Annotated in this window: 18 protein-coding genes; 10 read left to right on the top strand and 8 right to left on the bottom strand. The window is 68.8% G+C overall.

Annotated elements, in window-relative coordinates:
• The first annotated feature begins 71 nt into the window (after positions 1 to 71).
• Complete coding sequence (locus BLV92_RS30685; protein WP_090552926.1) at positions 72 to 401, top strand: hypothetical protein; 330 nt, start codon at positions 72 to 74, stop codon at positions 399 to 401.
• A gap of 175 nt (positions 402 to 576) precedes the next feature.
• Here BLV92_RS30685 and BLV92_RS30680 read toward each other — a convergent pair whose 3' ends face one another.
• Positions 577 to 2166 carry an FAD-dependent oxidoreductase gene (locus BLV92_RS30680; RefSeq protein ID WP_090552924.1) on the bottom strand — a complete coding sequence of 530 codons (1590 nt, stop codon included), beginning with the start codon at positions 2164 to 2166 and terminating at the stop codon, positions 577 to 579.
• Between the two features lie 344 nt (positions 2167 to 2510).
• On the opposite strand from BLV92_RS30680, the gene BLV92_RS30675 reads away from it, so the two are divergent.
• Complete coding sequence (locus tag BLV92_RS30675) at positions 2511 to 3194, top strand: hypothetical protein (RefSeq protein ID WP_090552923.1); 684 nt, start codon at positions 2511 to 2513, stop codon at positions 3192 to 3194.
• 38 nt (positions 3195 to 3232) lie between these two features.
• Here BLV92_RS30675 and BLV92_RS30670 read toward each other — a convergent pair whose 3' ends face one another.
• Positions 3233 to 3652, bottom strand: a complete 420-nt coding sequence (locus BLV92_RS30670; RefSeq protein ID WP_090553203.1) for a secondary thiamine-phosphate synthase enzyme YjbQ — start codon at positions 3650 to 3652, stop codon at positions 3233 to 3235.
• Between the two features lie 148 nt (positions 3653 to 3800).
• On the opposite strand from BLV92_RS30670, the gene BLV92_RS30665 reads away from it, so the two are divergent.
• The 3 genes from BLV92_RS30665 to BLV92_RS30655 all read left to right on the top strand — a co-directional run bounded on the left by BLV92_RS30665 (position 3801) and on the right by BLV92_RS30655 (position 7134).
• A complete protein-coding gene (locus tag BLV92_RS30665) occupies positions 3801 to 4154 on the top strand; it encodes a DOPA 4,5-dioxygenase family protein (protein ID WP_090552921.1) in 354 nt (117 codons plus the stop codon).
• A 161-nt stretch (positions 4155 to 4315) separates the two neighbouring features.
• Entirely contained in the window at positions 4316 to 5530 is a 1215-nt protein-coding gene (locus tag BLV92_RS30660) for an alpha/beta hydrolase family protein (protein WP_090552919.1), read from the top strand.
• Between the two features lie 320 nt (positions 5531 to 5850).
• Positions 5851 to 7134, top strand: coding sequence for a sensor domain-containing diguanylate cyclase (locus BLV92_RS30655; RefSeq protein WP_090552918.1), 1284 nt, complete (start codon positions 5851 to 5853; stop codon positions 7132 to 7134).
• Between the two features lie 79 nt (positions 7135 to 7213).
• Here BLV92_RS30655 and BLV92_RS30650 read toward each other — a convergent pair whose 3' ends face one another.
• The 3 genes from BLV92_RS30650 to BLV92_RS30640 form a co-directional block, all read right to left on the bottom strand.
• On the bottom strand, positions 7214 to 7654 hold the full coding sequence (locus BLV92_RS30650) for a copper chaperone PCu(A)C (protein ID WP_090552916.1): 441 nt from the start codon (positions 7652 to 7654) through the stop codon (positions 7214 to 7216).
• A 63-nt stretch (positions 7655 to 7717) separates the two neighbouring features.
• Positions 7718 to 10174: a TonB-dependent receptor gene (locus BLV92_RS30645; RefSeq protein WP_090552915.1), complete on the bottom strand. Its 2457-nt coding sequence runs from the start codon at positions 10172 to 10174 to the stop codon at positions 7718 to 7720.
• Between the two features lie 87 nt (positions 10175 to 10261).
• Positions 10262 to 10621 carry a DUF2946 domain-containing protein gene (locus BLV92_RS30640; RefSeq protein ID WP_244283984.1) on the bottom strand — a complete coding sequence of 120 codons (360 nt, stop codon included), beginning with the start codon at positions 10619 to 10621 and terminating at the stop codon, positions 10262 to 10264.
• Positions 10622 to 10859: 238 nt separating this feature from the next.
• Here BLV92_RS30640 and BLV92_RS30635 point away from each other — a divergent pair, with 238 nt between their 5' ends.
• Together BLV92_RS30635 and BLV92_RS30630 are read left to right on the top strand one after the other, a co-directional pair.
• Positions 10860 to 11444, top strand: coding sequence for a TetR/AcrR family transcriptional regulator (locus BLV92_RS30635; protein ID WP_090552912.1), 585 nt, complete (start codon positions 10860 to 10862; stop codon positions 11442 to 11444).
• An 84-nt stretch (positions 11445 to 11528) separates the two neighbouring features.
• Positions 11529 to 12272, top strand: coding sequence for an SDR family oxidoreductase (locus BLV92_RS30630; protein WP_090552910.1), 744 nt, complete (start codon positions 11529 to 11531; stop codon positions 12270 to 12272).
• A 23-nt stretch (positions 12273 to 12295) separates the two neighbouring features.
• Here the strand turns inward: BLV92_RS30630 and BLV92_RS30625 are convergent, their stop codons facing one another.
• Complete coding sequence (locus BLV92_RS30625; RefSeq protein WP_090552909.1) at positions 12296 to 13225, bottom strand: 2-dehydropantoate 2-reductase; 930 nt, start codon at positions 13223 to 13225, stop codon at positions 12296 to 12298.
• 35 nt (positions 13226 to 13260) lie between these two features.
• Positions 13261 to 14679, bottom strand: a complete 1419-nt coding sequence (locus BLV92_RS30620; RefSeq protein ID WP_244283983.1) for an MATE family efflux transporter — start codon at positions 14677 to 14679, stop codon at positions 13261 to 13263.
• A 215-nt stretch (positions 14680 to 14894) separates the two neighbouring features.
• Here BLV92_RS30620 and BLV92_RS30615 point away from each other — a divergent pair, with 215 nt between their 5' ends.
• The 3 genes from BLV92_RS30615 to acpA all read left to right on the top strand — a co-directional run bounded on the left by BLV92_RS30615 (position 14895) and on the right by acpA (position 17898).
• The gene (locus BLV92_RS30615; protein ID WP_243842469.1) at positions 14895 to 15371 is read left to right on the top strand and encodes a MarR family winged helix-turn-helix transcriptional regulator; all 477 of its coding nucleotides are present in this window, start codon (positions 14895 to 14897) and stop codon (positions 15369 to 15371) included.
• Between the two features lie 79 nt (positions 15372 to 15450).
• Positions 15451 to 15837, top strand: a complete 387-nt coding sequence (locus tag BLV92_RS30610) for a VOC family protein (RefSeq protein ID WP_090552905.1) — start codon at positions 15451 to 15453, stop codon at positions 15835 to 15837.
• 309 nt (positions 15838 to 16146) lie between these two features.
• Positions 16147 to 17898: an acid phosphatase gene (acpA, locus tag BLV92_RS30605; RefSeq protein ID WP_090552904.1), complete on the top strand. Its 1752-nt coding sequence runs from the start codon at positions 16147 to 16149 to the stop codon at positions 17896 to 17898.
• Between the two features lie 98 nt (positions 17899 to 17996).
• On the opposite strand, the gene BLV92_RS30600 is transcribed toward acpA, so the two are convergent.
• Entirely contained in the window at positions 17997 to 18458 is a 462-nt protein-coding gene (locus BLV92_RS30600) for a MaoC family dehydratase (RefSeq protein WP_090552902.1), read from the bottom strand.
• Positions 18459 to 18578: the final 120 nt, after the last annotated feature.

Below are 18578 nucleotides of genomic sequence, written 5' to 3'. Positions count from 1 at the left end.
AGTGCAGGCGGTCGGGCGCGACGTGTTTCGCCGCGACCCGGCCAGCCCGTGCGGAAGCAAGGAGGGCCGCCATGTTGGATGCCGAAATCGCAGCGATTCTTTTGAATCGACGAGAGCCGGACGATCAGGCCGCAGCCGATCTGCTGCGGGAGGGGAATCTGCACTTCATCGTGGAGAAAGGGGGCCTCGGCCCGGTCGCGGCCGCCGGCTGCGCGCCGCTGCGCGTCGAGTGCCTGCTGTTCGCGGACGGCTCGCGCGCGTTCCGCGTGGGTTCGGACGGCGCGGACCTGCACTGGTCGAGATGGTCGGTGGTCGAGCCGTTCCAGCACGCGGCGGCGATCGCGGACGCGATCATGGAGCAGGCGAGGAGCGCGGACGCCGCGCGATGGGCGCGCGGATGATTCGCGCGGGTCCGTGTACGGCAGGGCTGGCGGCTTCGTGCGGTCGGCGTCGCGCCTGCAAGGCGCTGTTCAGCGGCTTGGCCGTTGGTGGACGTGAGTGCCGAAAGAAGCTTGCCTGTTCCGGTGCGTCCAACGTGAGCAGCCCAGCCTCATCCACCACCGTTTTTCGGCATCGTCACCCCGCATCGCCGTTGTCAGCCTGTTCGACGATGCGGCGTGCGTCGTCGGCCGGCAGCGGTTCGCGCATCGCTTCCGCGAGCAGCGCGATGGCCGTTTCGCGCTCGCAGCCCAGCGCCGCGATGACCCGGCCGTCGCGGCAATACAGCGTGACGAACGCGTACCGTTCCGGCTCGCCGAGCGTGAGGCACGAATCCCAGTCGCCCGCGCGCGCATGACCGAGGTAGTCGAACCGTTTCCCGTAGTGGTACGTCCAGAAGAACGGCACCGCCGGCTGGCGCGCATCGAGCCCGAGCATCCCGCGCGCGGCCGCGCGGGACTGCTGCTGCGCGACGCGCCAGTGCTCGATGCGTATCCGCTGGCCGCCCTGCGTTTCGAAACACGCGACGTCGCCGGCCGCGAACAGGTTAGGGGCGACGCGCATCGACGCGTCGACGTTCAGCCCGCCGTCGTCGTTGCGCCCGACGCCCGCGATGAACGACGTAGCCGGCGTCACGCCGGTCCCCGCGACGACGAAGTCGCACGCGAATTGCTTGCCGTTCTTCGTTCGCACGGTCAGCGGCTCGCCGGGCTCGATCGCCTCGACCTGGGTGTCCATTTCTAGCGTCGTGCCGTTCTGCCGATGCAACTGCATGAACAGCGCGCCGATCTCGTCGCCGAACTGCTTCGCGAACGGCACCCGCTCCGGCGACACGACAGTCACGTCGAGCCCGCGCTTGCGCAGCGACGACGCGACTTCGAGCCCGATGAAACTGCCGCCGATCACGACCGCCCGATGGCCCGCCGCCGCCCACTGCTCGATGCGCGCCGCGTCGTTCACGTTGCGCAGCATCACCACGCGCCCGCGCACGGCCGCGTCGTCGAAGCCGCGCACCGGCGGCGGCTTCGGCACGCTGCCGGTCGCGATCAGCGCCGCGTCGTAGCGCAGCGGGTCGGTCTCGTTGTCGAAGCGGATTTCGGCCGCGCGGGCATCGAGCGTCGCGACGTTCGCAAGCTTCTGGTCGATCTGCTGATCCGCGAAAAAATCGTCGTCGAGCAGCGGATACACGTCGCGCGCGGCGAGTTCGCCGGACGGCACGAACTTGCTGAGCGCGGTGCGATCGTACGGCGTCGTCGTTTCATGATCGATCAGCACGATGCGGCCGCGAAAACCGAGTTCGCGCAGCGCCGCACACGCCGCCGCGCCGGCCGCGCCCGCGCCGACGATCGCAAACCGTTTCGCTTCGCCGCTGTCTGGCGTCTGTTCTTCGGCCGGGGCCGGCGTCGGCGCGTCGGTCGACACGAGCACGTCGTCGCCGCGCAGTTCGACGCGATAGCGCGACAGCCCCTGCAACGCGGGCGGTTCCAGCAACGCGCCGGTGCTCACGTCGAAGGTGGCCTTGTGCCACGGGCAGACGAGGCGGCCATGGCAGATCGCGCCGTGTTCGAGCGGCGCGCCGGCATGCGGGCAATCGGCGCGATACGCATGGACGGTTTCGCCGTCGCGGATCAGCAGCACGGGCGTGTCGCCTGCTTCGACGCGAAGCGGAACGTGGTCGCGCAACTGCGAGCGTTTCGCGACCTGATGCAGCGAGGAGGAATCGGACATCGTCGGTCTCCTGGCGGGGGATGGGTGGGGTGGTCAGATGGGCGCGCACGCGGCGTGCTGCCCGGGGTGATGGCGGATCGTCGGCCGGCGCGCGACCAATCCGCATCGGCTTCGAACCCCACCGGCTGCGAGCAACGCGCATACCCGCTGCGACGACCCGGCCGCACGCACGTCCATCGCGACAACGCGGCGGGACGTTTCGTTATAGTAGGTGCCTCGTCGTGCCGGCGCGTGTTCGTTGCAGCGCCGGCACGGAACACCCAATGCGCGGCGAGCGTGTCGTCCGCGCAGACAGGAACCCTGCTTCGACCGGAGCGGGGCTTTCGACGATCGGAACCCGACTCATGCGCAATCTGGATTTCAGTTCGTGGCAGGGCTTGCTGTCGACGCTGTTCGGCCTTGCGCTGATCACGCTGATCGGCGTCGGCATCCGTTTGCTCGTGATGCAGACGTTGCAGCAGCGCCGCGAACGCGAGAACCGGCAGATCAACGAACGGCTGCGCACGCTGATCGCCGCGTACAAGACGCTCGGCGGCTCGTTCACCGGCGACCTCGCGGTGAACCCGATGCATCTGCGCGATTTGCGCAGCGCGGGCAGCGTGCCGGCCAGCGACCGCGCGCGGCGGATGCGCGACGCGGTCGAGGCCGCGCTGTCCGACATCATCCTGCTCGGCACCGAGGAGCAGGTGCGGCTCGCGGCGAGCGCGGCGACGGAACTGGTGGCCGGGCGTCCGGTGCATACCGACGAACTGGTCGTGTCGCTGCGCGACTTCATTCGCGGCGTGCTGACGCTGGAGCCGGTGCCGGCCGGTCTCGCGATTCCGAAGCAGGGGCCGGCCCGCACGACCGCTGCGCGAGGCAAGGGCGACGGCGGCGCGAAGGACGATGCGAGGCAGGGCGGCGGCGGAAAGGGCGCGGGAGGCGGAGGCGGGGGTGCCGGCGGTGCGGCGATGGCGGGCGGCGGCGCGGGGCTCGGGCTCGGCAGCGGGTTATCGGCCGACGACGGCCACGATCATCACGAGGGTTAGCCGTGCGGGCTTTGCCGCCGGCCCACGTTACCGACGCTTCATTCGCCGATCAGATGCAGCACGACGTCGCGCGTGTGCGCATGCTGCCGGTGCTCGAACAGATAGATGCCCTGCCACGTGCCGAGCGTCGGCGCGCCGTGCTCGACCGGAATCGACAGTTGCACCTGCGTGAGCGCGGTGCGCAGATGCGCGGGCATGTCGTCCGGGCCTTCGGTGTCGTGCTCGTAGCGTTGCGGGTCTTCGGGCGCGAGCGTCGCGAAGTAGCGTTCGAGGTCGCGGCGCACCGACGGGTCCGCGTTTTCCTGGATCAGCAGCGAGGCGGACGTGTGACGGCAGAACAGCGTCAGCAGTCCGGTGTCGATCCGTTGCTCGCGCACGAACGCATGCACCTCGTCGCTGATGTCGATGAGCCCGCGTCCGGGGACGCGGACCCGCAGATGATGAAGCGCCTGGCGCATGATCGGGTTCTCCGTCGGGTGGCGGGTTGCATCGGACGCGATGCCTTGCGGCACATGGTAAACGATCGTTTGTCCGGCCGCGCGGTGGCGTCGTGCGGGCCGATACGGCAGAATGGCCGCTTCATGGCTTCTGTTTGCGCGACTCCCGATGACCCGCCCCGACCTTGCCGAGATCCGTAACTGGCACGCGCACGTTTATTTCGACGCCGCGACCCGCGATGCCGCATGGGCGTTGCGCGAGGCGATCGAAGCGCGGTTCCCGCGCGAATTGCAGATGGGCCGTTTTCACGAGCGGCCGGTCGGTCCGCATCCGATGTGGTCGTATCAGCTGGCGTTCGAACCGGCGGAGTTTACGACGATCGTCGCGTGGCTCGCGCTGCATCACGGGGCGCTCGACGTATTCGTTCATCCGAACACCAGCGATGCGTTGCGCGATCATCGCGACTGCGCGTTGTGGATCGGGCGTTCGTATCCGCTGAATCTGTCCGTGCTTGGCGGTTGAAGGCGGACCGCGCTGAACGGCGCTTCGTGTTCCTCTGATGAAAACGAAGCGCGGCGGCAACGCCACGACGCGTCGCGCGATCGTCGTAATCGCGAAAACAGCTTCTATACTCCGTTGAACGTTGTCGCAACGAACGGCCGGTCACGACGAGGGAGACCCGCATGGCGACGATTTTCGAGTCAGCGTTCCACGACGGCTTCGGCACGTGGCCGCTCGCGTATATCCCGTATGGCGGCGCGGACTTCGGCGACGTCGCGGCGGTCGCGGAGAAGGTCGGCCACGGCGACGACTCCGCGTTCTACGACGCATGGGTCCAAGCGGCGCAGCGCCAGCAGGCGGAAGCCGATGCCACGCTCGCCCGCGCAAAGACGGCCAGCGCACGCGAGTTATACCTGCGGGCGAGTTGCAGCTACGCCGCGTCGTATCACCCGATCTATGGCGCGCCGGTCGATCCACGCCTGCTGGATGCGTTCCGCAAACAGATGGCATTGTTCGCCACCGCGATGCGCCTCGGCGATCCGGCCGTTGAACCGCTCAGGATTCCGTTCGATCGTCTGTCGTTGCCCGCGTATCTGATTCCGGCCGAAGGAGGCGCGCAGGAACGGCGTCCGCTGCTGATCCTGACGAACGGCTACGATGCGACGTTGACCGACCTCTATTTCGCCTCGGCGGTCGCCGCGTCGCGGCGCGGCTACCACGCGCTGATCTTCGACGGCCCAGGCCAGGGCGAACTGCTGTACGAACACGGCGTGCCGCTGCGGCCGGACTGGGAGACGGTGATCGCCGCGGTCGTGGACTTCGCGTTGACGCTCGACGTCGTCGATCCCGCGCGCATCGCGTTGAGCGGCGGGAGCCTCGGCGGTTATCTCGCGCCGCGCGCGGCATCCGGCGAGCACCGGCTGGCCGCGTGCATCGCCGATCCGGGGCAGTGGAGCGTCGCGACCGGCTTTCGCCAGGCGGCGTTGCGGCTCGGCGGGACACCGGACGAGGTCCGCGATCTCGGCCGCATCGGCGACGCGTTGCTCGACCGTATGCGGCAGATGATCGAAGGCGACCGCAAGCTGCGCTGGATGGTCGTGCAGCGCGGTTTCTGGGCGAACGGCGTCGACAATCTGCGCGACTATCTGGCGTCCGTCGAAACGTACACACTCGAAGGCCGCGCCGAACTGATTCGCTGTCCGACGTTGCTGACCTGCGCCGAGCGCGATCCGCTCGCGGCCGGCGTGGCGGCGATGCTCGACGCGCTGCGCTGCCCGAAGCAGATGATCCGCTTCACCGCGGCCGAAGGCGCGGGCGACCACTGCGAGATGATGAACCGCTCGCTGCTGAACCGGCGCGTGCTGGACTGGCTCGACGACGTGCTGCACAACGACTGAACGCGGCGGCCCACGTCGCGCCAAGCCCTCCAGCACCGGCCCGTTCGGGACAGCCGTTGGCATTGCGAAGCCCCTTCCGGTTCGCATACGTTCGCACGCCGTATCGCGCCCGCGATGCGGCACGCATCGGCTGCATGGGTTGCCGACCCGCGCCGCCCCGCCACGAGCCTGCCTTTCGCCTGCCCGGCGCTTCCCGCGACTTTTCATCGGCGTTATGCTGCGATACGCTGCGTCGTCATGCCGCTGTTTCGCCAGGCTACGCCGTCGAATGCGTCGAGCCTGCTCCCCGCCCGCCCGGGCAATCCTCTTCAGGAGTCGCGATGGTCGATTGGTCCAGCAGGGTCCAGGAGTTCGTGGATGGCATCGGCGCGAGCGTGGCCGTCGTCGGCCGCAACGAGGCCGGCCAGCTGGTCGTCCCGGCCTGCAACGACGGCTTTTTCCAGATGACCGGCGGACGCCGGCCGGGCGTGCGCGCGTTCCCGATCCCGCTCGACACGCTGGTGCCGAACTATGCGCGCCACGAGTTTCGCGAGAAGCTGCTGGAGTGCTTCGAATCCGGCATCGCGCAGGAACTGGAGCAGGCGTACGACCTGAAGGACGGCACGCACTGGTGGCGCATGTCGCTGAAGCCGTTCCGCCACACCGACAGCGGCTCGACCGTCGTCGAGATTCTGGTGACCGGCCTCGACATCACGTCGAAGATGGACCTGACGCGCGCGCTCGAAGCCAGCACGTCGCGTTTCCGGTCGGTGGTCGACGCGGCATACGACGCGATCATCACGATCGACCAGCACCACCACATCACGCTGTTCAACCGCGCGGCGGAGAACCTGTTCGGCTACTCGTCCGAGGAGATGCTCGGCGAGCCGATCGAGCGGCTGCTGCCCGAGAAGTATCGCCCGTATCACGCGCGGTACGTGCAGCAGTTCGCGCGCTCGCCGGTGCGCTCGCGGCAGATGGACGAACGCAACCGCGTGTACGGCCAGCATCGCGACGGCTCGCTGCTGCCGGTCGAGATCGCGATCTCGAAGATCGTCGTGGACGGGCTGATCGAATTCACCGCGGTGATCCGCGACATCACGGATCGCGTGCGGCTGATGGATCTGCTGCAGAAGCAGGCGGTGACCGACGAATTGACCGGCCTGCCGAACCGGCGCGAGTTCCTCGGCGTGGTCGAGCACATTCTGGAGTCCGACGACGAACTGTCCGTGTTCCTGCTCGACATCGATTTCTTCAAGAAGATCAACGACAGCTACGGCCACGACGTCGGCGACGAAGTGCTGCGAATACTCGCGAAGGTCGGCATGGCGTCGAGCCGCAAGTCCGACGTGTTCGCGCGCTGGGGCGGCGAGGAGTTCGTCGCCGCGCTGCCGCAGACCGGCGCGGACGACGCGCTGGCGATTGCCGAACAGTTGCGCGCGACGTTCGAGCAGCAGGACTTCGCGCACGAATGGCGCACCGGCAACGCGGTGCCGTTCACGGTCACGATCGGCGTGACCACGCGCGCGCCCGGCGAGCGCGACGTGAACGCGATCCTGAAACGCGCGGACCAGGCGCTGTATCGCGCCAAGCAGTCGGGCCGCAATCGCGTCGAGGCGGGTTGATCGCGGCCGTCGCCGCCGCCGGCGCGCTGCTTTTCCGGTGACGGCCGCCGGCCAGCCCAACGCGGCGCCGTCGCCGCGCTCACTTGACCATCGTCGCCGGGCTCTTCACCGCGCACTGCGCGGTCGTCTTTTCGCCGTCGCCGAACGTGAACGTCAGCGCGATCGTCGAGCCGATCGCGACCGGCTGCTTCGGCTGTTCGAGCATCACGTGATAACCGCCGGGCGCGAACTTCAGCGTGCCGTTCGCCGGCACCGTCGCGGTGTGGACCATCTCCATCGTCGACGTGCTGCCGTTGCGCTGCGTGCGGTGAAGCATCGCCATGCCGAACGCGTCGCTGTCGACGCTTTCGATTTCAATCGCGGCGCTGCCGGGGTTCGTCACGTCGAAGTACGCGCCGGACGGCAGATTGCCGGGCAGCAGCCGCACCCAGCAGTTCGACACCGCCGGCGGCGCGGCGAACGCATCGAGCGAGGCCACGCAAAGCGACAACGCGGCGAGGGTATGGATCGTTCGTTTCATCGGTTCATCTCCTGTCGGTAGAAGAGGGGGATGCGCTGGCCGCGATCGTGTCGCGCGCCGCGCTCAAAGGTCGTACTTCAGCTCCGCATAGAACGTGCGCTGCGGGAACGGGTGATACAGGAAGTATTTGCGGTTGTTCAGGTTGTCGACGCCGAGCGCGCCGCCCCAGTGCCGGTCGAACTGGTAGTGCACGCGTGCGTCCATCACGAAGAAATCCTGAAAGCCCATGAACGTGGCCGCGTTGACGTCGCTGTTGTCGACCGTCGCGAACACGCGCGAACTGTAGCGCGCGGCGAGCGTGTACGCCCAGTGCGCGTCGGGCCGGTAGGTCGCTTCGAGCGTCGCGCGCCACGTCGGCACGTACGGCACGCGCTTGCCGACCGACGTGTCGCCGGGCGACGTCGGCACGAAGCTGTCGTTCGACAGGATCTTCGCATTCACGTACGTGACGTTGCCGGACAGCGACAGCCCGCGGATCAGCGCGTCGTCCGCGCGGCCCGCGAGTTCGACGCCCATCTGGCGCGTCTTGCCGACGTTCTGCGTGAACGACACCGGCGTCGCGAAACCGGGGATCAGCGAGGTCTGCGAGATCAGCGCGTCGTACACGTATTCGTCGAACGCGGACAGCCGCAGGTGGCTGCGATTCGTGTCGCGCTCGATCGCGAGTTCGCCCGACCACACGTCCTCGGGTTTCAGGAACGGGTTCGCCTGCAGGAACGTCGTGCCGGTCTGCACGCTCTGGTACAGCTCGCCGACGGTCGGAAAGCGCAGCGCGCGGCCGACCGAGCCGGTCACCGACCACACGTCGCCGAGCGCCCAGTTCAGCGAGACCTTCGGCGAGAAGCCGGACTGGCTCACGCCCGGCTGCTGGATCGATACGCCCGCGCCGTTGCCGGCGGTCGAGAAGTTGTAGCCGTCGTACGCGCGCCACCATTCGTAGCGTCCGCCGAGCGTCGCGGTCAGCGACGGCGCGAAGCGCCACGCGTCCTGCACCCATAGCGCGCTGGTCCCGGTGCGGCCGAGCGAGTTGCTGTACAGCGCACCCGGGCCGCCGGAGATCCAGTCCGACGTGCTGTACGTCGGGCTTTCCAGCCGGAACTGGTCGTAATGCGCGCCGAAGCTGACGAGGTGCGCGCCGTCGATCCCCTGCGGCCGCCAGATGCCTTTCGCGTCCACCGTCGTCCAGCCGGTGCCGCTCATGTCGGTCGTGCGGCCCGGCCCGCCGGACAGCGCGGCCGGATAAAGCCCGGTGGACAGGCGGCTCAGGTCCTGCAGGTAGTCCATGTTGCTGACCACCAGTTGCCAGTCGAACGGCCCCTGCGTGTGCGTGCCGACGTCCACGCTCTGCATCAGGTGCTCCTGCTCGACGTTGTTGCTCGCGAACTGGCCGGCGATCGTGCTCGCGCTGTACGCGAAGCCGCCGAGGTTCACCGAGCCGCTGGCCGCGCCGTAATACGGGTTGCCGTTCGCGTCGGTCAGGTACGTTTCCGCGTGCGCCTTCGAGCGGTTCTGCCAGTAGCCGAGCGTGTACGTCGCGGTGAGCGTCGGCGTGAAGTCGTATGCGAGCTTGAGTGTCGCGTTGTCCTGGATCGTGTGGATGAAGTTGCTCGCGCCGATCACCTGGATCGCGCTGCCGGTGCGGTTCGTGTCGGCAAAACCGCCGCCGATCGCGGGCAGCCCCGCGCCGGCCGGCGTCTTCGACTGGCTGACGGTGCCGAACGTGATCGGCTGCGAGAAGCTGTTCAGGTGATTCGCGCTGAACCACCACGACAGCTTGCCGACGCGGTCGCCGAGCGTCGCGCTGTACTGGGTGGACGGCTCGCTCGTGTTCGTGCCGTACTGGCTGAAATGCTGGACCGCGCCGGTCACCGCGACGCTCGCCTCGAAACGCTTCGGCATGCGCGTCGTGATCTGCGTGACCGCGCCGTACGAATTGCCGGGGAACTGCGCGGCGAACGGGCCGTACATCACGTCGATCCGGTCGATCTCCTGCGGCGGCACCATGAACCACTGCGGCGAGCCGTTCTGGTTGTTGTTGTTGATGAGCGGCGTGAGCAGCACGCCGTCCGCATAAACGAGGCTGCGCGCGCTTGCGTTGATGCCGGTGGTGCGCGTCGCCATCGGCGCCTGGGTGTCGCCGATGTAGCGCTTGCGCACGAGCATGTCGGGCAGATACTTCAGCGCGTCCTCGGTATCCATCACGTTGACCGTCTCCGCGATCTGCTTCGCGGTGATGCTTTCGGTGGTCTGCGGCAGCAGGTTCTTCTCCGCATAGGAGCGCGTGCCGGAAACCTGGACCGACGGCAGGCTCTGCGGTTCGGGCGCCGATGCGCCGGCGGGCGCGGCTGCGGCGGGCGAGTCGCCGTCGGCCTGAAGCGGGGCCGGCGTGGGGTTCGGCGCGCCGGCGGCGGACGCGATGCCGTGCACAGCGCCGAGCAGCACGGCGGGCAGCAGCCGGCTACGGACGGCCGGGCGCGACGACACGGACAGGACCGTGCCGCTCGAATGTCGGGTGAGCATGGGTGAAACGTTTCCTCTGGTCGTGACCTGCCGCGCCGCGTGCGGGCGCGGCGGCGTGACGACGGCCAACGGGCCGGCGCGGTTCGCTTACAGGCTGGGCAGGGAAAACGCGGGAGGCGCGCGCGGGCGTCCCGAGGGGAACGCGCCGAGCGGCGTGAAGCGGGTGGACAGCGCGGGCACCACGACGGCGGCGATCAGCACGATCAGCAGCAGCGTCGGCCCCACCACGGCCGGCAGCGCCGGATGATCGGCGAGCAGGTCGCAGTAGCCGCACGCGGCGAGCAGGTCGCCGTGCTGGCTGTCATGCGCGTCGCCGGCAACCGGCTGCACGACCGAGCACAACGCGGCGGTCGCGGGATCGTCCATGTGCGCCGAAACGACCAGCTGGCTTACGAGCGGCGCGAGCACGACGATCCACATGGCGATCAGGCCAAGCCATGCGGTCATGCGGTTGCGGGCGCGGAAGAACATGAGGCGTCGGGCGGACAGGGAGACAGGGATTCGCGCGAAAGTCTATCACCTGAAACGCGGTGGTGTCAGCCAGGATTGTTGCGAACCTCGATTTCGCCCCTGTTTTTCAGGCTTTTTTCATGTCTACCCGCGCGGGGCGGTGGTTCGACGACCGTCAGGCATCATGGTCATCCCTGTTGTTGACAGATCGGTCCACAATCCTTATTCTGCGCCGATGGTGAGACCAAGAGAATTCGATCGGGACGAAGTGCTGGACCGCGCGATGCGCGTGTTCTGGGAAAAGGGTTACGCGGCGACGTCGACCGACGACCTGCTGGCGGCGATGAACATCGGCCGCCAGAGCCTGTACAACGCATTCGGCGACAAACGCAGGCTGTATCTCGAAGCACTCGAACGGTATCAGGCGAACAGCACGTCCGGCCACCTCGGGCGGCTGAACGGCGCGGCGTCGCCGCTCGCGGGCATCGAGGCGCTGCTGCTCGGGCTGATCCACGACGACGATGCGGATCGCGCGCTCGGCTGCATGGGTGTCAACGCCGTCTGCGAGTTCGGCACGACCGACCCCGAACTGCCGCCGCTGCGGGCGAAGGTCGGGCCGACGCTCGCGAAGAGCCTCGCCGCGCGGATTCGCGACGGGCAGGCGCGCGGCGAGATCGACGCGACGGTCAATGCGAACGAGGCCGCCGCGTTTGTCCAGTTGACGATGCAGGGCATCCAGCTGGCCGCGCGCGCCGGCACCGAGCCGAAGGCGTTGAAGGCGATGGCGCGTTTTGCCGTCGGCCGCCTGAAGCGGCGCTGATCCAGGTTTGTCAATCCACCGGCCGATGGCGGCCGGTTTTTTTATCGTCAGTTTTTGACTGATTGATCCACAATGGAGAGAGGCATGACAAGCAGCAACGGCAAATTGCATCATCACGCGGCGATCGTGTTCGGCGGTTCGCGCGGCATCGGCGCGGCTATCGCGCGACGGCTCGCGCACGAAGGAGCGGATGTCGCGCTGACCTATGTGTCGGCGCCGGAAAAGGCGGCGGAAACGGTCGCCGCGATCGAAGCGGCGGGGCGCGCGGGGATCGCGATCGAAGCGGACAGCGCGAACGCCGACGCGATCCGCGCCGCCGTCGAGCGGGCCGTCGAGCGATTCGGCCGGCTCGACGTCGCGGTGGTCAACGCGGGCATCCTGCGGCTCGGCGACGTCGCGTCGTTCGCCATCGACGACCTCGACCGGATGCTGGCCGTCAACGTGCGCGGCGTGTTTCTCGCGATCCAGGCCGCGGTCGCGCATCTGCCGCGCGGCGGCCGCATCGTGACGATCGGCAGCAACACGGCGGTGCGCAGCAACTATCCGGGCTCCAGCGTTTATTCGATGACGAAGGCGGCGGTTGCGGTGATGGTGAAGGGCGTCGCGATCGACCTCGCGCCGCGCGGCATCACGATCAACAACGTGCAGCCGGGGCCGACCGTCACCGACCTGACGGCCGAGCACATCGACCGGATCACGCCGCTGATCCCGCTGAACCGCGCGGCGGACCCGGACGAGATCGCGTCGCTGGTCGCGTGGCTCGCGAGCGACGAATCGGGCTACATGACCGGGTCGAGCCTGACGATAGACGGCGGCATGGCGCTGTAAATGCAGACCCGCGCGGTGGTTGGCTACGCCGCCGCGCGTTGCCGCGCCGCATACGCATCGACGCTGCAAAACGCAATGCGCAGCAGCGGCGTCTCGACGCCGAACCGCTCGCCGTACGCGATCATGTCGCCGACGATCGCATCCGACTCGATACGCCGCGCGTTCGCCGCGATGTCGCGCATCATCGACGCGGCCCACGTCGAGTTCTCCGCGAGCAGCGTCGCGCGCGCGGCGGCGAGCGCCTCGTCGCGCGGCGCGTAGCCCGCCCGCGTCGCGACCGCGACGCACTCCGCGAGAATGCGCGTGACGATGTCCGCGCCGTCGCGGGTCCGCACGATCTCGCCGACCGTCGCGCGCAGCAGGCAGGTGGCGGCCGCGCCGGCGCAGATCGTCGTCCACTTCTCCCACAGTTCCTGCACGATCGCGCCGGACAACGTGCGCGTGCCGGCGGACTTCGACGCGAGTTCGTGAACGGCGCGGGCCGTGTCCGCGTGCGCGGCGTCGCGCGCGCCGACCGACAGCCGGTCGAACGGGCTCAGATGGCGGATCGCGCCGGACGGATCGAGCGTGGTCGCGATATACGACACGCCGCCCATCACGCGCGGGCGGCCGAACACCGCGTCGAGCCGGTCGTACACCGCGAGTCCGTTCAGCAGCGGCAGGATCGTGGTGGCCGGGCCGACCGCCGGTGCGATCGTGCCGATCGCCGCGTCGAGGTCGTAGGCCTTGCACGCGAGCAGCACGACGTCGAACGGGCCGCGGTCGTCGCCGGCCAGCATCGTCTGCACCGGACGCGAAAAGTCGCCGAGCGGGCTCGTCACGACGAGCCCGTCGCGGTCGAGTTGCGACGCGCGGCCGGCGCGAACCGCGAACGTCACGTTCGCGCCAGCCTCGATCAGCCGCGCGCCGTAATAACCGCCGAGTGCGCCGGCGCCGAGTACGAGAATCTTCATTGGGGTTCCTGATGAACGGAAAGTGAAACCGGCCTTCACGGGCGGGATTCCACACGCCGGCCGGCGCGCGGGCCGCGCGCGGCGAGCCAGTTGCCGGACGCGACCGACCACAGCACGCATACGCCGTACAGCACCATCGCGAGCGCGCCGATCGCGAAGAACACCGCCAGCGACGACGTCCATGCGAGCGCGAGCGTGCCGACCCCGGCGAACAGCGCGAGCCGCAGCGCGCCCGCGCCGAGCGGCCATACGAGCCGGCCCGCGCCCTGCGACGCGAAATACAGCGAAAAACCGAGCGCGAAGAAGCCGTAGAACGGGCCGACGATGCGCAGGTACAGCGTGCCGGTGTCGAGCAGTTGCGCGTCCGCGCCGAACAGCAGCAGCCACGCATGCGGCCACAGCGCGGCCGCGATGCCGACCGCTTCGCCGATCGCGAACGCGATGCCGCCGCCGGTCAGCGCGATGTGCGTCGCGCGTTCGCGCTGGCCCGCGCCGATGTTCGCGCCGACGAGGGCGACCATCGGCGCGCCGAGTCCGAACGCGACCGGCATCAGCAGATATTCGAGCCGCGCGCCCGTCGCGTAGCCGGCGAGCGCGGCCATCCCCGCGTGCGCGCCGACCGCGGCGGTCGTCGCGGCGATCAGCGCGTTCGTGAGGAGCGGGTTCAGGCACGCGAGGCCGCCGACGGTCAGGATGCTGCGGATCGGCGCCCAGTGCAGCGGGCCGCGCGCAAGCGGCGCCGCGTTGCGGCCGCTCGCGCAGTACCAGCCGAGGATCAGCGTGCCGGCCGCGTAATAGACGATCAGCGCCCACGCGCCGCCGGCCACGCCGAGCCGGGGCGCTGCGCCGATGCCGAAGATCAGGCACGGCGACAGCGGAATCAGCAGCAGCGCGCCGCCGCAGATCACCATGCCGGGGACGATCATGTTGCCGGTGCCGCGGATCACGCTTGCGAGCGCGTTCATCGCCCACATCAGCACGAGGCCCGCGAACAGCACGCGGCCATAGGTGGTGGCCGCGTCGAGCGCCGCGCCGTGCGCGCCGAGCGCGCTGAACAGCGGCCGCGCGAACGCGAGCAGCGCGACCGAGAACACCACGCCGATCGCGACGTTCAGCACGACAGCGTGCCGCGCCAACTGGCCGACGAGCGCCGGGTTGGCCGCGCCGAGCGCGCGCGCGACCGACGACGAGATGCCGCCGCCCATCGCGCCCTGCGACATGTTCTGCATCAGCATCAGCACCGGCACGACGACGGCTACGCCCGCGAGCACGCTGGTGCCGAGTTTCGCGAGAAACCACATCTCGACGAGCCCGGTCGACGACTGCGCGAGCATCATCAGCATGTTCGGCCAGCCCATCCGCACGAGCGTCGGCAGAACCGGCGCTTCGAGCATCGTGCGCAGGCGGGGATTCGCGGCGCGCAGCGCGTCGGCGGTCGGGGCGTTCGAGGTCATGGGCACGGAGTCGGGCGGTGACGTGTCGCGGGTCCTTCGCGACTCGTCGATTTGTTGGCATATGCACGCATTTCGTCCGCGCAATTTAATGGCATATGCCCGCATCGGTCAAGATGAATTACACTTCGGCCACGGGCCCTGGGCTGGTTCGTCGCGCGTTCGCGGCGGCACCGCATGGCCGGGTTGTCCACAAAGCCAGAAACATGGAGCGACGCGTGCCTCCCTCGATTCCGAAAGATCCGCTGGTCTGCAACGGCGCCGCGCTGCGCAAGGCGACGCGCCGGCTCACGCAGCTTTACGACACGGTGCTGACGCCGTGCGGGTTGAGCATCTCGCAACGCTCGATCCTCGTGCACATCGAGCGCGCGGGCAGCCCGACGATGACCGAACTCGCGTATGCGATGGTGCTCGACCGCTCGGCGCTCGCGCGCAATATCAAGCCGCTGGAGCGCGACGGGTACGTCGCGCAGGTCGCGGACGAGCAGGACGGCCGCATCCGGCGCGTCGAACTGACGGCGAGCGGCCGCGCGAAGCTGACCGAGTCGAACCGGTTGTGGCGCAGCGCGCAGAACCGCTTCGAGGACGTTTATGGAAAGGAGCGCGCGGCCGCGTTGCGCGTCGCGCTCGCCGAGATCTATTCCGACGAGTTCGCGGACGCGTTCGCGCAGCCGCGCGGGGCGGCGCGCCGCTGAAGCAGGGCGTCGCCGCGTTGCCTTCCGCGGAACTCGCGGCGTGCCTGCATGGCAGACGCCGTCAACCAGGAGCCGGACCATGGCGCTGATCGATCATCTGGACCATCTCGTGCTGACCTGCGTCGATCCCGATGCGACGAAGCACTTCTACACCGAAGTGCTGCAAATGCAGCTCGAAACGTTTCGCGGCGACCGCATCGCGTTTCGCTTCGGCAACCAGAAGATCAACCTGCACGTGCGAGGCCGCGAGTTCGAGCCGAAGGCGCATCTGCCGGCGCCGGGCGCGCTCGACCTGTGCTTCATCGCGAGCGTGCCGCTCGATCAGGTGATTGCGCATCTGCACGCGTGCGGGTGGCCGATCGTCGAAGGGCCGGTCGAGCGCACCGGCGCGACGCAGAAGATCCGCTCGGTGTACGTGCGCGATCCCGATCTGAACCTGATCGAGATTTCCGAACTGATCGACTGACGCGGCAACGCGAAATCCGGCGCATGCGCCACGGTGCGTCGTTTGGCTCGCCTGTTCCGCTCCGGCCGCAGCCTGCGCGGCGCGCGAAAGTCGCGGGTGTCCCAGCCTGTGCCCGCCCGTTTCCTTTCGATCTGAAAACCCGCCGACATCGATCCGTCATCGAAACGGGGTGTCCGCACGGTACCATCTGACGCTGCACGCCCGGGGAGCCGGCGGCCGCGATGCCGGCCGGCACGAACCTGCATCGCCGGCCGCACGGGACCGCCGCACGCCGCGCAGCCGTCCCGATCACGACAACAAGGAACCGACATGACAAAAAAGGAAGAGCCGCCCGTTGAGTCCACGCCGTCGTCCGACGCGGAAAAAACGCCGTCCGCGCCGAATCCCGGCCGGCGCACGTTCCTCGGCGGGCTGGCGGCGGTCGCGGTCGGCGGCGGCCTCGCCGGCTGCGCGACGCCCGACGGCGCAAGCGAAAGCGGCACGGCGCGCGGCCTCGCCGGCGCGGAACTCGACGCCGCGCTGCGCGAGCACGTGAAGACCGTCGTCGTGATCTATTCGGAGAACCGCAGCTTCAATAACCTGTTCGGCGATTACCCTGGCGTCGAAAAGCCGCTGTCTTCGCTGAAGCCCGCCGACTACCTGCAACGCGACCGCGACGGCAGGAGCGTGCTGCCGCGTCTGCCGCCGGTGCCGGGCGGCTGGCTGCTGAAGGACCAGGTCGCGGACGGCGTCAGCTACCGCGCGGGCCAGCAGTACCAGACGAACCTGCCGAACGCGCCGTTCGCGCTGAAGGGGCCGAACGGCGAGAACCTGCCGCTGTCGCTCGTCACGCACGACCTGTGGCACGTGTTCTATCAGAACCAGATGCAGATCAACGGCGGCAAGAACGACCTGTTCGTCGCGTGGGCCGATTCGGCCGGCTTCACGATGGGCCACTATGCGAACACGAGCTACGACCTGCGGATGTGGGACCTCGCGGGCGAATACGTGTTGTGCGACAACTTCTTCCAGGGCGCGTTCGGCGGCTCGTTTCTGAACCACCAGTACCTCGCCGCCGCGACGCCGCCGCGCTACGGGAATCCGCGCGACAGCATCGCGAAGTTCCAGATTGCGGAGACTGTCAGCGGCCGCCCCGACGATCCGAACCTGAAGCCGCTCGACGCGTCGCCGGCCAGCGCGATGGATGGCATTCCGAAGTTCGGCCCGAGCGCGCTGACGCCGCCCGAAACGCTCGCGGACGGCACGACGTTGAGCTACGCGGTCAACACGATGATGCCGCCGTATGCGCCGACGCCGCTGACGGTCGGTCCGGACGGCGTGGTCGATCTGCGTTCCGACGCGAACGCGATGGCTGTGCCGCCGCAGACGCACGAGCACGTCGGCGACAAGCTCGACAAGCGCGGCGTCGAATGGGCGTGGTATGCGGGCGCGTTCCAGCAGACGCTCGACATGCACGGCAAGAACCTCGCGAACGGCACGCCGGTGGTGCCGAACTTCCAGTACCACCATCAGCCGTTCAACTACTTCAGCAACCTCGGGCCGGGCACGGGCGCGCGCGAGAAGCGGCTGCGCGACGGCGGCCTCGGCGACGACGAGAGCACCAACCGCTTCCTCGCGGACGCGCGCGCGGGGCGTCTGCCGGCCGTCACGTTCTACAAGCCGCAGGGCAACCTGAACATGCACGCCGGTTATGCGGACGTCGCGTCGGGCGACCGCCATATCGTGCACGCGGTGAAGGCGCTGCGCGCGAGCCCGCAGTGGAAGAACATGGTCGTGATCGTGACCGTCGACGAAAACGGCGGCTGGTGGGATCACGTCGCGCCGCCGCAGGGCGACCGCTGGGGACCGGGTACGCGCGTGCCGGCGCTCGTCGTGTCGCCGTTCGCCAAGAAGGGTTACGTCGATCACACGGTGTACGACACGGGCTCGATCCTGCGTTTCGTCACGCGCGTGTTCGGGCTCGAAACGCTCGACGGCCTGAAGCTGCGCGACGATTCGATGCGCGCGCGCGGCCAGAAGCCGATGGGCGACCTCACCCATGCGCTGACGTTCGGCGCGTGATCGCGGCCGGGTCCGCGCCGCGTGCGGCGCGGGCTTGCGCCGGTTTCATCCTCTTTTTTGCCGATGTCCGCTGCCCGCGTGCATGCGCGGGCGCGTCGTCACGCGGGCCGGCGGAACACCACCACCCGCGCATCCGAGCGCTGCACCGTTTCGCCGCGCTGGTTCAGCGTGTCGCTGCGGCACAGCGCGATTGCGCGATCCGGCTTCGAGCGCGACGGCGTGATCTCCATCACGGTGGTTTCGACGTGCAGTTCGTCGCCCGCGCGCACCGGCTTCGGCCATGTGATCTCGGTCCCCGCGCCGACGATGCCGCCCGCGATCGGCAGCCCGCCGTCGACCAGCAGCCGCATCGTGATCGCGGCCGTGTGCCAGCCGCTCGCCGCGAGCCCGCCGAACAGCGTGCCGCGCGCGGCTTCGTCGTCGAGATGGAACGGCTGGGGATCGTATTGCCGCGCGAATTGCCGGATCTCGTCCTCTTCGACCCGGTACGTGCCGCTGTGAAAACGCGCGCCGACCGCGAGGTCGTCGAGATACAGCGGCTCGATGGCTGGTTTCGTCATCGTGATGGGGCTCCTGATGGATGATCGTCGGCGGGTTGGCCCGGCCGTGCTTCTGTGGCGCGGTCGATGACCGATGGCGGCGGCGCCGGCCGTTGCGCGCGGCGGCCCGCCTGCAACACG

Source organism: Paraburkholderia caballeronis (genome assembly GCF_900104845.1).
GTDB classification, from domain to species: Bacteria; Pseudomonadota; Gammaproteobacteria; order Burkholderiales; family Burkholderiaceae; genus Paraburkholderia; species Paraburkholderia caballeronis.
This window is presented reverse-complemented; position numbering and strand designations above follow the sequence as displayed.